13 protein-coding genes are annotated in these 14,464 nt (G+C 72.4%); 9 read left to right on the top strand and 4 right to left on the bottom strand.

All coding sequences use genetic code 11. The features are described from left to right. Positions 1-707: integrase core domain-containing protein (locus tag J1M39_RS11175; RefSeq protein ID WP_446740329.1), on the top strand; the 707-nt coding region annotated here is incomplete at its 5' end. An 82-nt stretch (positions 708-789) separates the two neighbouring features. Here J1M39_RS11175 and J1M39_RS11170 read toward each other — a convergent pair. Both J1M39_RS11170 and J1M39_RS11165 read right to left on the bottom strand, forming a co-directional pair. Beyond that, positions 790-1,302 carry a hypothetical protein gene (locus J1M39_RS11170; protein WP_206496798.1) on the bottom strand — a complete coding sequence of 171 codons (513 nt, stop codon included), beginning with the start codon at positions 1,300-1,302 and terminating at the stop codon, positions 790-792. A gap of 76 nt (positions 1,303-1,378) precedes the next feature. Further along, positions 1,379-1,900 (bottom strand): adenine phosphoribosyltransferase, encoded by a 522-nt coding sequence (locus tag J1M39_RS11165; protein ID WP_206496797.1) that lies wholly within the window; start codon positions 1,898-1,900, stop codon positions 1,379-1,381. Positions 1,901-2,000: 100 nt separating this feature from the next. Here J1M39_RS11165 and J1M39_RS11160 point away from each other — a divergent pair, with 100 nt between their 5' ends. The 8 genes from J1M39_RS11160 (at position 2,001) to J1M39_RS11125 (ending at position 11,750) form a co-directional block, all read left to right on the top strand. Next, positions 2,001-3,536 (top strand): peptide MFS transporter, encoded by a 1,536-nt coding sequence (locus tag J1M39_RS11160; protein WP_036316670.1) that lies wholly within the window; start codon positions 2,001-2,003, stop codon positions 3,534-3,536. An 85-nt stretch (positions 3,537-3,621) separates the two neighbouring features. Next, positions 3,622-4,008, top strand: a complete 387-nt coding sequence (gene gcvH / locus J1M39_RS11155) for a glycine cleavage system protein GcvH (protein ID WP_002854607.1) — start codon at positions 3,622-3,624, stop codon at positions 4,006-4,008. A 101-nt stretch (positions 4,009-4,109) separates the two neighbouring features. Next, positions 4,110-4,535 carry an FHA domain-containing protein gene (locus tag J1M39_RS11150; protein ID WP_036340500.1) on the top strand — a complete coding sequence of 142 codons (426 nt, stop codon included), beginning with the start codon at positions 4,110-4,112 and terminating at the stop codon, positions 4,533-4,535. 12 nt (positions 4,536-4,547) lie between these two features. Next, the gene (ftsR, locus tag J1M39_RS11145; protein WP_052001255.1) at positions 4,548-5,291 is read left to right on the top strand and encodes a transcriptional regulator FtsR; all 744 of its coding nucleotides are present in this window, start codon (positions 4,548-4,550) and stop codon (positions 5,289-5,291) included. Then, positions 5,284-5,799, top strand: a complete 516-nt coding sequence (locus J1M39_RS11140; protein ID WP_078025830.1) for a bifunctional nuclease family protein — start codon at positions 5,284-5,286, stop codon at positions 5,797-5,799. The genes ftsR and J1M39_RS11140 overlap by 8 nt, the downstream gene beginning before the upstream one ends. A gap of 211 nt (positions 5,800-6,010) precedes the next feature. Beyond that, a complete protein-coding gene (locus tag J1M39_RS11135; RefSeq protein ID WP_012750924.1) occupies positions 6,011-6,574 on the top strand; it encodes a MerR family transcriptional regulator in 564 nt (187 codons plus the stop codon). Between the two features lie 111 nt (positions 6,575-6,685). After that, positions 6,686-10,204, top strand: coding sequence for a pyruvate carboxylase (locus J1M39_RS11130; protein WP_078025831.1), 3,519 nt, complete (start codon positions 6,686-6,688; stop codon positions 10,202-10,204). 82 nt (positions 10,205-10,286) lie between these two features. Next, the gene (locus J1M39_RS11125) at positions 10,287-11,750 is read left to right on the top strand and encodes a mycothione reductase (RefSeq protein ID WP_036316674.1); all 1,464 of its coding nucleotides are present in this window, start codon (positions 10,287-10,289) and stop codon (positions 11,748-11,750) included. A 61-nt stretch (positions 11,751-11,811) separates the two neighbouring features. On the opposite strand, the gene J1M39_RS11120 is transcribed toward J1M39_RS11125, so the two are convergent. Together J1M39_RS11120 and J1M39_RS11115 are read right to left on the bottom strand one after the other, a co-directional pair. Further along, complete coding sequence (locus J1M39_RS11120; protein WP_036340491.1) at positions 11,812-13,650, bottom strand: AMP-dependent synthetase/ligase; 1,839 nt, start codon at positions 13,648-13,650, stop codon at positions 11,812-11,814. A gap of 114 nt (positions 13,651-13,764) precedes the next feature. Beyond that, positions 13,765-14,464 (bottom strand): alpha/beta hydrolase (locus J1M39_RS11115; RefSeq protein ID WP_206496796.1); only part of this gene is annotated, 700 nt, incomplete at its 5' end.

The following is a 14,464-nucleotide window of genomic DNA, read 5'->3' as shown; positions in this document are numbered from 1 at the left end:
TACAACCACCACCGCCGGCACTCCTCGCTCGGCTACCTAACCCCAGCCGAGTACGCTCGGCAGTGCACCCATCAAATGGAAACCGACGACTCACAGAACGTCCGGACCGAATGAAGGGGGCGGCTCACCCGCAGCGGCGTCGACGCAAGCGCGTCGGGTCCTCGACCGTCGACGCGCCGACGGCGGACGCGCCGAACGTGGTGTGGGCGGTGGACTTCCAGTTCGACGCCGACGAGCACGGACGACCGATCAAGATCTGCTCGATCGTCGACGAACACACCCGGGAGTGCATCGGCGGGCTCGTGGAGCGCTCGATTACCGCCGACCGACTCACCGCCCACCTCGAGGACCTCGTCGCCGCCCGGGGCGCCCCGGCGGTGCTCAGGTCGGACAACGGGCCGGAGTTCATCAGCGAGGCGATGGCCGACTGGGCCGGCACCCGCACCGGCCTGTCCTACATCCCTCCGGGCTCGCCGTGGCGCAACGGGTACGTCGAGTCGTTCAACAGCCGGATCCGCGACGAGTGCCTCAACATCAACAGCTTCTACTCGCTGCTGCACGCACAGGTCATCATCGGCGACTGGAAGGACGAGTACAACCACCACCGCCGGCACTCCTCGCTCGGCTACCTAACCCCAGCCGAGTACGCTCGGCAGTGCACCCATCAAATGGAAACCGACGACTCACAGAACGTCCGGACCGAATGAAGGGGGCGGCTCAAGATCGGCGCCGTCTGCGACCCACTGGAGAACGAGGAGCTGTGCGTCGTTGAGCGTGAGATCCATACCTTCAGTCTGACTGCGGTATTTTCGCCTTGGTTGGCTCGCGAAGAACGACCCCTGCCTTGATGACCGCCACCCGCATGGTCTCCTGGTTCACGCCGAGTGCCTCGGCAACCTGTGACAGGGAGAGGCCGGACTCGTAGAGGCGGGCAGCTTCACTCACCTGGTCTGCTGTCATCGGCTGGCGGCGGACGACAACGTTGTTGGCTCGAAGGATACCGATGATCGTGGACTTGGCGACGTCGTAGTCCTTCGCCAAGGCTGTCGTCGTGTCACCTGCCGAGTACCGTGCGACCACCTGCGCGCGAGCTTCGTCGTTCAGGCGCTTCCACTTGCGGCGAGGAGCCGCGACAGGGTGAGAGGTTTGAGCGTCGTCCGGCAAGGTGTCCGCACCTGTCGTTCGAGTGCTGTCGTGAGAACCCCTGATCCGGCGCAGATTCTCGGTTTCTACCCCTGTTGGATATTTACGGGAACAGAGGTCAATAAGGGCGACCACATCGACGAAGCCGGAGTCCTGCAACGCAGGGCTCCGGCTTCGTCGTGCCCGGGGGCGGGGCAGCTTGGTCCGCCACTCTCCGTCGGCTGGGCGGGGACGCTCAGGCCGGGAAGAGCACGTGCGTGTCCGGCACGACGGCCCGGCCGCCGAGGGCCCTGAGTTCCAGCAGGCAGGCCGCGCCCACCACCTCCGCACCCCGTGCCTCGATGAGCCGTCGGCCGGCGGCGAGGGTGCCGCCCGTGGCGAGGACGTCGTCGAGCAGGAGCACCCGTGACCCGGCCCGCAGGTCCTCGGAGACCTCGATGCTCGCGGTCCCGTACTCCAGCGTGTAGTCCGCGCGGGCTGCGGGCGCCGGGAGGCGCCCGGCCTTGCGCAGCGGCACGAGGCCGGTGCCTGTCAGGACGGCGGCCGCCCCGGCGAGCAGGAACCCGCGGGCCTCGAGGCCGGCCACGAGGTCGAACCGCCCCTCGAACGGCGCCACCAGGGCCTCAACACACTCCCTCAGGGCGCGGGCGTCGGCGAGCAGGGGCGTGATGTCCTGGAAGGCCACGCCCGGGCTGGGATGGTCGGGGACCACACGGATGAGCGAGCGGGCACGGGCGATCTCGGAGGTGACGGACACGGCCTCCACTCTAGGACGTACGCCGCCCGGGCCGCGGATGTGATCGGCGTCATCGGGCGGGGAGTTTGCTCTGGCTCCCTCAGGGGAGGACAGTAGATCGGTGGAAAATCCCCAGAATCCTCTCGCGGGCCGCGTGCCCGACGTCGAGCCGTCCGCCCGCGTGGCGGCGTCGACGGCCACCCGTCCCGACGACGCCACCCCCGACTGGCGCGGCCGCCCGTTCCTCGGCCAGCCCGGCCCGCTGGCGAACCTGTTCTCCGTGGAGCTGTGGGAGCGCTTCTCCTTCTACGGCATGCAGGCGATGCTCGTGTACTACATGTCCTGGACCGCCGCGGAGGGCGGCCTCGGGATCGACCCGGCCGTGGCCACGGGCATCGTCGGCGCCTACGGCGGCATGGTGTACGTGTTCTGCATCCTCGGCGGCTGGGTCGCCGACCGCCTGCTCGGTTCCGAGCGCACCATGTTCGTCAGCGCCGTCGGGATCATGTTGGGCCACATCGCGCTGGCCCTCGTCCCGGGCGTCCCGGGCCTGACCCTGGGCCTCGTGCTCGTCGCCGTCGGTTCGGGCGGCCTCAAGGCCAACGCCACGAACCTCGTCGGCTCCCTGTACTCCCGCGAGGACCCCAAGCGCGATGCCGGCTTCTCCATCTTCTACATGGGCGTGAACATCGGCGCCCTCTTCGGCCCGCTGCTCACCGGCCTGGCGCGCGACACGATGGGCTTCCACGTGGGCTTCGGCCTCGCCGCCGCCGGCATGGCCATCGGCCTGACGCAGTACGCCCTGACCCGCAAGAACCTGCCCACGGACGTGCACCGGGTCCCGGATCCGCTGCCGCGGTCGCAGTACGGCCGCTGGGGCCTGATCGGCCTGGGGATGGTCGCCGTCGTCGTGGCCCTGTTCCTCACGGACGTCATCACCCTGGACAACCTCTCCGACGCCGTCGTCGTGCTCGCCGCCGTCGCGGCCATCGCGATCTTCGCGGTCCTGCTGACCTCGACGAAGGTCTCGGAGGAGGAGCGCTCGCGCGTGAAGGCGTTCATCCCGCTGTTCATCGGCACGTCCGTGTTCTTCGCCCTCTTCCAGCAGCAGTTCACCGTGATCGCGCTGTACTCCGAGCACCGCCTCGACCGGAACCTGTTCGGCTGGCTCATGCCCATGGAGTGGGTCAACTCCATCAACCCGATCTTCATCATCGTGTTCGCCCCGGTGTTCGCCGCGCTGTGGACCAAGCTGGGCACCCGCCAGCCCGCCACCCCGGTGAAGTTCGGCATCGGCATCGTCCTGATCGGCATCGCCTTCCTGCTGTTCATCCCGGTGGCCGACGTCGCCGCCGTGCCGCTGCTGTGGCTGACGCTGATCCTCTTCGTCTGCACCATGGGCGAGCTGCTCGTCTCCCCGGTGGGCCTCTCCCTGGCCACCAAGGTCGCCCCGCGCAGCTTCCCGGTGATGATGGTGTCGCTGTACAACCTGTCCGTCGCCCTGGGCACGGCCCTGGCCGGCTCCCTGGCCGGCTCCTACTCGGAGCAGAACGAGGTGGGCTACTTCGGCACGATCGGTGCGGTCACCCTCGGCGTGGGCCTGATCGTGCTGGCCATCGCCAAGCCGGTGCGTCGCGGCATGCGCGGCGTGCTCTGAGCACGCCAGTGGCGCGAATCACGCGCCGCTCGGTAGTCTGCGAGACGACGTCATCCCTCCCGACCACACAAAGGACGCGCACTCCATGAGCTCCATCCCCGAAGGCCTGAAGTACTCCGCCGAGCACGAGTGGATCGCCGAGGCCGGTGCCGCCGGCACGGTCCGCGTGGGCATCACCGACTTCGCCCAGGATGCGCTGGGTGACGTCGTGTACGTGGACCTGCCGGAGGTCGGCACCGAGGTCACCGCGGGCACCGCGGTGGGCGAGGTCGAGTCCACGAAGTCCGTCTCGGACATCTACGCCCCGGTCTCCGGCACCGTGGCCGCCGTCAACGACGAGCTCGACGGCGAGCCCGGCCTGGTCAACTCCGCCCCCTACGAGGGCGGCTGGCTGTTCGAGATCACCCTCGCGGACGAGGCCCAGCTCGAGGGCCTCATGGACGCCGAGGGCTACGCCTCGCACACCAGCTGAGCCCCGTCCGCCGTCGCCCCGCCGCCGGCCGGCGGGGCGGCGGCGTCCCCTTCGTCTCTCCCTCCGGCGCCGCGGCGCCGGCCGCCGCACAGGAGCACCCCATGAACCAGCCCGGACGTGAACCGGACCTGTCCACCTCCGCCATCAACCTCACCGAGCTGGCACCGCTGGTCTCGGCGGACCTCACCCGCGAGGAGTCGGACGCGATCCGCGCCCTCCCGGCCGGTTCCGCGCTGCTGCTGGCCCACGAGGGCCCGGACCAGTCCGCCCGCTTCCTCCTGGACAAGGACGTGGTCTCCGTGGGGCGCCACCCGGACGCGGACATCTTCCTCGACGACGTCACCGTCTCCCGTCGTCACGCGGAGTTCCGGGCCGAGGACGGTGGCCATCGGCTCGTGGACCTGAACTCCCTCAACGGCACCTTCGTGAACCACGACCGGGTGGACGAGATCCTGCTGCGCTCCGGGATGCACGTGCAGATCGGCAAGTACCGGCTCACGTACTACGCCGCGCCGGCGCGGGGCTGAGCCGTCATCCCCGTGATCGATCCGCGCCCGCTCCCCGACGCCGTCCCCACCGCCCGCCCTGCGGGCCGGCTGGGCATCGGCGAGGTCGTGGCCGCCCTCGAAGCCGAATTCCCCGGCGTCACCGCGTCCAAGGTGCGCTTCCTGGAGGACCGCGGCCTCGTGCTGCCCGAGCGGACCCCCGCCGGCTACCGGCGCTTCCGGCCCGAGGACGTGGACCGGCTCCGGTTCGTCCTCGCGCTGCAGCGCGACCACTTCCTGCCGCTCAAGGTCATCGCCGACCACCTGGCCGCGCTGGACCGCGGCGAACGCCCCACCGGCCTGCCCGGGACCGCGGCGGTCCCGGCGTCCTCGGACGCGGCGCGGCTCGGCCGCGAGGTCGCCGGGGGCCGCCGGTCGTGGACCCGCGCCGAGCTCGCCGCCGAATCCGGGGCGGGCGAGGAGCTGCTGGCCGAGCTGGATCAGTACTCGCTCCTGCCCGTCGATCCCGACGGCGGCTACCCGAGCCACGCGATGGACGTGGCCCGGGCCGCCGTCGTGCTCGCGGGCCACGGCCTGGAGCCCCGGCACCTGCGCCCGCTGCGGGCCGCGGCCGACCGCGAACTGGGCCTGGTGGAGCGCGCCGTCGCCCCGCTGCAGGCCCGCCGCGACGCCGGCACCCGCCCCCGCGTGGCCCGCTCGGCACGCGAGATCGCGCAGGCCAGCCTGCGGCTGCATGCGGCCCTCGTGGCCGTGGGGCTGGAGCAGTGGGATGACTGAGCCGCGCCCCGTGCCCGCCGACGACGCCGGCGACGTGCCGCTCTCCGTGCTCGGCGTGCGCGTCGAGCTGCCCGAACAGCACCACGTGATCCTGCTGGTGGATCCGCCCGGCCGCACGATGATCCCGCTGTGGGTGGGCGCGCCCGAGGCCGCCGCCGCCGCGCTCGCGCTCGAGGGCGTCCGCGCGCCCCGGCCCCTCACCCATGAGCTGCTCCTGGCCGCCGTGGACGCCCTGGGCGCCGAGGTCGTGCGGGTGCGGCTCACCGAGGTCCGCGACGAGGTCGTGCACGCCGAGCTCGTGCTCTCCACCGGCGCCCGGGTCGACGCCCGCGCGTCGGACGCCGTCGTGGTCGCCCTGCGCGCCGACGCCCCCGTGCTCGGCAGCCCCGCCGTGCTCGCGGACGCCGGCATGCCGGCGCGGACGGGGGAGGAGGACGCCGGCCAGGAGCGCGCCGTCGAGGACTTCCGCGACTTCCTGGACACGGTGCGCCCCGAGGACTTCGCCTGAGCGGAGCCGGCGCGACACGGCGCGGTCTCGCCGCCGGCTTCGTTGACCGTCCCCGGACCCGCGCGTACCTTCGAGGGGAAGAGGGCCCCGCCACCCGGAGCGCCTCCGTCGCCCTCCCCACGGTCACCGGGGAGCGCCGCCACGGTCACCGGCGGCACACGACGGTCGCGTCCCCCTCCCCGCACCGGGGCCCCGCACCAGGAGGTTCCCCGTGACACCCACTGCAGGTCCTGGCCGGCCCCCCGCGCTCGGCGCCCAGGGCACGCTCTTCGACGAGGGCAGGACCCAGGGCGACGACGTCGGCTTCCGCGGTCCCACCGCGTGCAAGGCCGCCGGCATCACCTATCGCCAGCTCGACTACTGGGCCCGCACGGATCTCGTGGCCCCCACGGTCCGCAGCGCCTCCGGCTCCGGCTCCCAGCGGCTGTACTCGTTCCGCGACATCCTCGTCCTCAAGGTGGTCAAGCGCCTCCTGGACACCGGCGTCTCGCTCCAGCAGATCCGCACCGCCGTGGGCCACCTGCGCGAGCGGGGTGTCGAGGACCTGGCGCAGATCACCCTGATGAGCGACGGCGCCTCGGTGTACGAGTGCACCTCGGCAGACGAGGTCGTGGACCTCGTCCAGGGCGGCCAGGGCGTCTTCGGGATCGCCGTCGGCCGCGTGTGGCGCGAGGTCGAGGGCAGCCTCGCCGAGCTGCCGCGCGAGAGCGTGGTGGGCGCCCCCGAGCCGGGGGACGAGCTGGCCGGGCGGCGTCGGGCCCGCCGCTCCGCCTGATCCTCCACCCCGGGGCGCCCCGGAGGGCCGAGTCAGTCATCTTTCGTCTCGCAGCGGTGACTGTGCGCGACATGAGGCGGAACTCCGGCGCGGTGTGACACACTCCCAACCATGACCGCACCTGTCGAGAACTTCACCCCTCCAGAGGACGCGGCCGGGTCGACCGGAGCCGGCGCCGTCTTCTCCAAGGTCTTGGTGGCCAACCGCGGCGAGATCGCCGTCCGCGCCTTCCGCGCCTGCTACGAGCTGGGCGCCCGCACCGTCGCCGTCTTCCCCTACGAGGACCGCAATTCGATCCACCGCCAGAAGGCGGACGAGGCCTACCGCATCGGCGAGGAGGGCCACCCCGTGCGCGCCTACCTCGACGTGGACGAGATCATCCGCGTGGCGAAGGACGCCGGGGCCGACGCGATCTACCCGGGCTACGGCTTCCTGTCGGAGAACGCCGGCCTGGCCCGTGCCGCGGCTGAGAACGGGATCACCTTCGTCGGCCCGCCCGCCGACGTCCTCGAGCTGACCGGCAACAAGGTCGAGGCCCTGCGCGCGGCCAAGCGTGCGGGCATCCCCACCCTGGCCTCCTCGGACCCGAGCGCCGACGTCGAGTGGCTCCTGGAGCAGGCCGAGGAGATCGGCTTCCCCATCTTCGTCAAGGCCGTCGCCGGCGGCGGCGGCCGCGGCATGCGCCGCGTCGAGCGCCGCGAGGACCTGCGCGGCTCCCTCGAGGCCGCGATGCGCGAGGCGGACACCGCCTTCGGCGACCCCACCGTGTTCCTCGAGCAGGCCGTCCTGCGGCCGCGGCACATCGAGGTCCAGATCCTCGCCGACGGCGAGGGCAACGTCGTGCACCTCTTCGAGCGGGACTGCTCGCTCCAGCGCCGCCACCAGAAGGTCATCGAGATGGCCCCGGCCCCGAACCTGGACGAGGAGATCCGGCAGGCCCTGCACCGGGACGCCGTCGCCTTCGCCAAGGAGATGGGGTACGTCAACGCGGGCACCGTCGAGTTCCTCGTGGACACGGCGGGCGAGCGTGCGGGCCAGCACGTGTTCATCGAGATGAACCCCCGCATCCAGGTGGAGCACACCGTGACTGAGGAGGTCACGGACGTGGACCTGGTGAGCGCGCAGCTGCGCATCGCCGCCGGCGCCACCCTGCCCGAGCTGGGCATCACCCAGGACGCCCTCCAGGTCCGCGGCTTCGCCATCCAGTGCCGCATCACCACCGAGGACCCGGCCAACGGCTTCCGCCCGGACACCGGCACCATCACCGCCTACCGCTCGGCCGGCGGCTCCGGTGTGCGCCTCGACGGCGGCACCATCTACGCCGGTGCGGAGATCAGCCCCCACTTCGACTCCATGCTGGTCAAGCTCACCTGCCGCGGACGCGACTACGCCACGGCGGTGCGCCGCGTGCGCCGCGCCCTGGCAGAGTTCCGCGTGCGCGGCGTGGCCACCAACATCCCGTTCCTGATGAACGTGATGGACGACCCGCAGTTCCTCAGCGGCGACGTCGCCACGGACTTCATCGACAAGCACCCCGAGCTGGCCACGGTGAACCGCTCCCAGGACCGCGGATCCAAGGCCCTGCAGTACCTCGTGGACGTCACCGTCAACCAGCCGCACGGCCCGCGCGTCGAGGGCATCGACCCTCGCGACCGCCTCCCCGAGCACCCGGGCGACAAGCACCAGGAGCCGGACCGCTCGCCCTTCGACGGCCCGAGCCGGAACGAGGACGCGGTGCCCCCGCACGGCTGGCGTCAGGTGCTGCTGGAGCAGGGCCCCGAGGGCTTCGCCCGCACCCTGCGCGAGCAGACCGCGCTGGCCGTCACGGACACCACGTTCCGCGACGCCCACCAGTCCCTGCTGGCCACCCGCGTCCGCACGCGCGACCTGCTGGCCGCCGCCCCCGCCGTCGCGCACACCCTGCCGGGGCTGCTCTCGGTGGAGGCCTGGGGCGGGGCGACGTACGACGTCGCGCTGCGCTTCCTCCACGAGGACCCGTGGCAGCGCCTCGAGCTGCTGCGCGCGGAGCTGCCGAACATCCCGATCCAGATGCTGCTGCGCGGCCGCAACACGGTGGGATACACGCCGTACCCCACCGAGGTGACGGACGCGTTCGTGGCCGAGGCCGCGGCGTCCGGCGTCGACGTGTTCCGCATCTTCGACGCCCTCAACGACGTCGAGCAGATCACCCCGGCCATCGAGGCGGTGCGTGCCACGGGCACCGCCGTGGCTGAGGCGGCCCTGTGCTACACGGGCAACATGACGGACCCGAAGGAGACGCTCTACACGCTCGACTACTACCTGGGCCTCGCCCGCCGGATGGTCGACGCCGGCGCCCACGTCCTGGCGATCAAGGACATGGCGGGCCTGCTGCGGCCCGCCGCGGCGCGCGAGCTGGTCACCGCCCTGCGCGCCGAGTTCGACCTGCCCGTGCACCTGCACACGCACGACACCGCCGGCGGTCAGCTGGCCACCCTGCTCGCAGCGGCGGAGGCCGGCGTGGACGCCGTCGACGCGGCCACCGCGTCCATGGCGGGCACCACCAGCCAGGTGCCGCTGTCCGCCCTGGTGGCGGCGCTCGAGCACACGGAGCGGGACACCGGTCTCGGCCTCGAGGCCGCCACCGCGATGGAGCCCTACTGGGAGTCCGTCCGCTCGGCGTACGCGCCCTTCGAGGCGGGGCTGCCCGCCCCGACCGGCCGCGTGTACCACCACGAGATCCCGGGCGGCCAGCTGTCCAACCTGCGCACGCAGGCGATCGCGCTCGGCCTGGGGGAGCGGTTCGAGGCCATCGAGTCGATGTACGCCGCGGCCGACGACCTGCTCGGCCACCTCGTCAAGGTCACCCCGTCCTCCAAGGTGGTGGGCGATCTGGCGCTGCAGCTGGTCGGCTCCGGCGTGGACCCGAAGGAGTTCGCGGAGCGTCCGCAGGAGTTCGACATCCCGGACTCCGTGATCGGCTTCCTGCGCGGCGAGCTCGGCGACCCGCCCGGCGGCTGGCCGGAGCCCTTCCGGACCAAGGCCCTCCAGGGTCGCCGCGAGGGCGCGGGCATGGTGGAGATCTCCGCGGAGGACTCGAGCGCCCTCGGCGAGGCCGGACAGACCCGCCGCGGGGTGCTGAACCGCCTGCTCTTCCCCGGCCCCACGAAGGAGTTCGAGGCGCACCGCGAGGAGTTCGGGGACACCGTCACCCTGCACACCCGCGACTTCCTCTACGGCCTCGTCCCCGGGCGCGAGCACGTCATCTCGCTCGGACGCGGTGTGCGGCTGCTCGCCACCCTCATGTCGGTCTCCGAGCCGGACGAGAAGGGCATGCGCACCGTGATGGTCACCCTGAACGGCCAGCTGCGCCAGATGACCGTCCGGGACCGCTCGATCGAGTCCACCGTGCGGACCGCGGAGAAGGCGGACCCCGGCACCCCCGGCCACGTCGCCGCCCCGTTCGCGGGCTCGGTCACCGTGCAGGTGGCCGAGGGCGACGCCGTCGAGGTCGGCCAGGCGGTGGCCACGATCGAGGCGATGAAGATGGAGGCCGCGATCACGGCCCAGGTCGCGGGCACCGTGCGCCGCGTGGTCACGGAGGGCATCACGCCCGTCAACGGCGGAGACCTGCTGCTCGTGATCGAGTGAGCCCCGCGTGAGCCCGCCGCCGGCGGGCCGCCCCACGGGCCCGGACGCCACCGCGTCCGGGCCCGTGCCTATCCTGGGAGGCATGGCCACCACTGCGGAACACCACGACCTGCTCATCATCGGCTCCGGATCGGGGAACTCCCTGGTCAGCGAACACTGGAAGGGCCGGAGCGTCGTGATCGCCGACTCCGGCCCGTTCGGCGGCACCTGCCTGAACGTCGGCTGCATCCCCACCAAGATGTACGCCTACCCGGCCAGCCTGGCGGCGCTGCCGCCCGAGGCCCGGAGCCTCGGGGTGGGGCTGGAGTTCACGGGCGCCGACTTCCCGGCCATCCGGGACCGCATCTTCACGCGCATCGACGGCATCAGCCGGGACGGGCTGCGCCACCGCCGGGATGATCTGGACTACACGAGCGTGATCCAGGAGGAGGTGCGCTTCGTCGGTCCCCGCCGCGTGCGCACCGCCTCGGGTCGGGAGATCACGGCGGACCAGGTCGTGGTCGCCGCGGGGTCGCGGCCCACCCTCCCGGAGATCCCGGGCCTGGACCTGCCGTCGGTGCACACCTCGGACACCGTCATGCGACTGGATCGGCTGCCGCGGCGGCTGCTCGTGGTGGGCGGCGGGTTCATCGCCTGCGAGTTCGCGTCCGTCTTCGCCGGGCTGGGCACCGAGGTCGTCCAGGTCAACCGCGGCCACCGGCTGCTCAAGCAGCACGACATGTCCGTGTCCACGACGTTCACGAAGATCGCGGCCCGGCGGTGGGACCTGCGCACGGGGTGGACCCCGGCCGGGATCGAACCGGTCGAGGACGCCGAGCGGGCCGCGGACGGCTGGGTCCGGGTGCGCCTGGATCGCGCGGAGGGCCAGGAGCAGACCGGCATCGTGGAGGAGGCCATCGAGGCGGACGCGGTGCTGATCGCGGTCGGCCGGACGCCGAACACGGACCGCCTCGACCCCGCCGCCGCGGGACTGGACGTCACCGACGACGGCATCCTGGCCAGCGACGAGCACCAGCGCGCACTCTCCGACGGCGCGCCGGTGGAGGGGGTCTACGTGCTCGGGGACGTCGCCAACACGTGGCAGCTCAAGCACGTGGCCAACCACGAGGCCCGCGTCGTCGCGCACAACCTGGAGCATCCGGACGACCTCCGCGCCAACACGCTCGGCCCCGTGCCGGCGGCCGTGTTCACCCACCCGCAGGCGGCCTCCGTCGGGCTCACGGTGGAGCAGGCGCTCGCCGACTACGGCGCGGACGCGATCACGGTGAAGACCCAGCCCTTCGGGGACGTCGCCTACGGCTGGGCCATGGAGGACACCGAGGGTGTGTGCACCGTCGTCGCGGAGAAGGCCACCGGACGGATCCTGGGCGGGCACATCCTGGGGCACGAGGCCGCGAACCTCATCCAGCCGCTCGTGACCGGCATGGCGTTCGGCATCGACGCCCACCGGCTCGCGCGGGGCCAGTACTGGCCCCACCCGGCCCTCACCGAGGTCGTCGAGAACGCGCTGCTGGGCCTGGACGTGCCGGACTCCGGTCTGCTCTGACCGGACCCGCGGGGACGACGAGGCCCGGCCGCGGGGGCCGGGCGCCGTCGTCGAGGGGCGTTCAGTTCTGCGGGGCGGGCTCCCCGTAGATGTCCGCGATCTGCGCGGCGAAGTCCTTCATGATCGCCGACCGGCGCATCTTCAGGGACGGGGTCACATGGCCCTCCTCCAGGGAGAAGTCGCGGTCGAGGATGCGGAACTCCCGGATCCCCTCGGCGCGCGAGACCAGGCTGTTGGCCTTGTCCACGGCCTCCTGGATGTGACGGCGCACCGCGTCCTCGCGTGCGGCCGCAGCGACGTCGAGGTCCTTCGGCAGCCCGTTCGCGGCGAGCCACGCGGGCAGGGTGTCGGTGTCGAGGGTGACGATCGCCGCGATGAAGGGCTTGCCGTCGCCGACCACCATCACCTGGGAGACGAGCGCGTCGCTGCGGATCGCGTCCTCGAGCATCGCCGGTGCCACGTTCTTGCCGCCGGCCGTCACCAGCAGCTCCTTCTTGCGGCCGGTGATCGTGAGGAAGCCGTCGTCGTCCAGGGCCCCGAGGTCGCCGGTGCGGAACCAGCCGTCTTCGAAGGCCTCCTCGTTCGCCTCCGGCCGGTTGTGGTAGCCGCGCATCAGCGACGTGCCGCGCGTGAGGATCTCGCCGTCCTCGGCGATCCGCACCTGGTTGCCGCCGAGGGGGTGTCCGACCGTGCCGATCTTCAGCCGGTCCGGCCGGCCCACGGTGATGGGGGCCGTCGTCTCGGTGAGGCCGTAGCCCTCGAGGATGGTCACGCCCACGCCGCGGAAGAAGTGCGCCAGGTCGGTGGAGAGGGGGCCGCCGCCGGAGACCGCGTACGCGAGCCGGCCGCCCATGGCCGTCCGGATCCGGCGGTAGACCAGCGCGGAGTAGAACGCGCGCTGCAGCCGCAGGGGCGCCGTCATCTGGCCCGAGTCCAGCGCCCGGGACCAGCGGATCGCCACGTCCGCGCCACGGCGGAAGATCTTCTCCTTGCCGCCGCTCTGCGCGTTGAGCAGCGCCGCGTTGTAGATCTTCTCGAACACGCGCGGCACGGCCAGCACGAAGCTCGGCTGGAAGGTCTGCAGCGAGACCGAGAGCCGCTTGATGTCCGAGACGTGCCCGCAGCGTGCGCCCGCGGCGACGGTGAGCACCGAGACGAAGCGCGCGAACACGTGCGCCAGGGGGATGAACAGCACGGTGGAGGTGTCCTCGCGGACGACGTCGCCGAGCGAGGAGGACAGGGTCTGGTTGACGAGCTCCGCGAAGTTCTCGTGCGTGAGCTCGCAGCCCTTGGGCCGGCCCGTGGTGCCGGAGGTGTAGATGATGGTCGCCAGGTCGGCCAGGCCGGCGGAGGACCGGCGCGTCTCGAGCTCCTCATCGGTGACGTCCGCGCCCAGGGCGACGAGCGCCTCGAGGCCGGAGCCGGGGGCGCCGTCGGCCGGGTCCATCGTCCACAGGCCGATCAGCTCCGGCAGGCCCTCGCGCTGCACCGCGTCCCGCACCGTCTTGGCGAGGTCCTCGTTCCCGGTCACGACGGCGCGCACGTCCGAGTCCTCGATGATCCAGGACACCTGGCTGACGGAGGAGGTCTCGTACACGGGCACGGTGACCGCGCCGGCATACCAGATGGCGAAGTCGACCAGTGTCCACTCCAGGCGGGTGGAGGCCAGGAGACCGACCGTCTCCCCGGGCTGGATCCCGGCGGCGATGAGCCCCTTGGCCAGGGCCCGCACGCGTTCGCGGGCGTCCCGGGCGGAGACGTCCGTCCACTGGTCCTGCGCGTCGGGCACCGCGAAGAGGCCGTGGTCGGGACGCTCCGTGGCCTGGCGTTCCAGGAAGTCCGTGATGTTCGCCTCCGGGGACAGGCGGGGGTGGTGGTACGGCTCGCTGATCTCGTGCATGGGACTCCTCGGGCGTCGGGTCGGTCCCGCCGACCGATGGTCGGCGGAACGGAAGTATGTGTGAGTCGTGTCACGCACACTCTACAACCGGCAGCGGCAGGGTCCGGGCGCGACTCAGTGCGTCGTCATGGCGGCGACCGCGCTCCGGCCGTGGTCGATCAGCAGCGGCAGGTCGTAGTCGAGCGTGGCGACGTGGCGGCTGCGGGGCAGTCCCACCACCTCCACGGGGGCCTGGCGCAGGCCCCGCACCAGGGTCCGGTGGCTCGAGGCGGGCACGACGGCGTCGCGGGCGGACCGGTAGACCGTCACGGGAGCGGTGATCCGCGGCAGGGCGCGGCGGGCGGCCCGCTGGATGCGGCCGAGGGCGGCGACGCCGGCCACCGGCGTGCGGGGGTAGGCGCGCTCGCGCGCCGTCGGGTCCGCGATGTCGTCCGCGATCGGGGCGACCGTGGGGACGAACGGGGCCAGCAGCGGGGCGAAGGGGGCGAGCGGGCTGGCGAAGCGCAGCGCGGGGTTCACCACGAGCACCCCGGCCACGGGTCGGTGGGCGGCGGCGTCGAGCGCGAGGGCGCCGCCCATCGAGATGCCCGCCATGACCACGCGGCCGTGTCGGGCGAGCTCGAGGTCCACGACGGCCCGGACGGCGGCGCGGATCTCGTCCGCACCGGTGGCGGCGAGGTCCTCCCACCGGGTGCCGTGCCCCGGCAGCAGGGGCACGCTCACGGGGGAGCCGCCTGCCGCGAGCCCCTCGGCCCAGGCGCGGACGGAGGCCGGAGTCGAGGTGAACCCGTGCAGGAGCACGACGCAGTGGTCG

Source organism: Micrococcus sp. KRD077 (assembly GCF_017168505.1).
Classification (GTDB): domain Bacteria; phylum Actinomycetota; class Actinomycetes; order Actinomycetales; family Micrococcaceae; genus Micrococcus; species Micrococcus luteus.
Note: the sequence above shows the minus strand (reverse complement) of the source record. Positions and strands in the feature narration are given on the sequence as shown.

Bases quoted from the DNA above. Each gene is read 5' to 3' on its own strand.
- gcvH (WP_002854607.1), top strand. From the start codon at position 3,622: ATGAGCTCCATCCCCGAAGGCCTGAAGTACTCCGCCGAGCACGAGTGG.
- J1M39_RS11150 (WP_036340500.1), top strand. From the start codon at position 4,110: ATGAACCAGCCCGGACGTGAACCGGACCTGTCCACCTCCGCCATCAAC.
- J1M39_RS11140 (WP_078025830.1), top strand. From the start codon at position 5,284: ATGACTGAGCCGCGCCCCGTGCCCGCCGACGACGCCGGCGACGTGCCG.
- J1M39_RS11130 (WP_078025831.1), top strand. From the start codon at position 6,686: ATGACCGCACCTGTCGAGAACTTCACCCCTCCAGAGGACGCGGCCGGG.
- J1M39_RS11125 (WP_036316674.1), top strand. From the start codon at position 10,287: ATGGCCACCACTGCGGAACACCACGACCTGCTCATCATCGGCTCCGGA.
- J1M39_RS11120 (WP_036340491.1), bottom strand. From the start codon at position 13,650: ATGCACGAGATCAGCGAGCCGTACCACCACCCCCGCCTGTCCCCGGAG.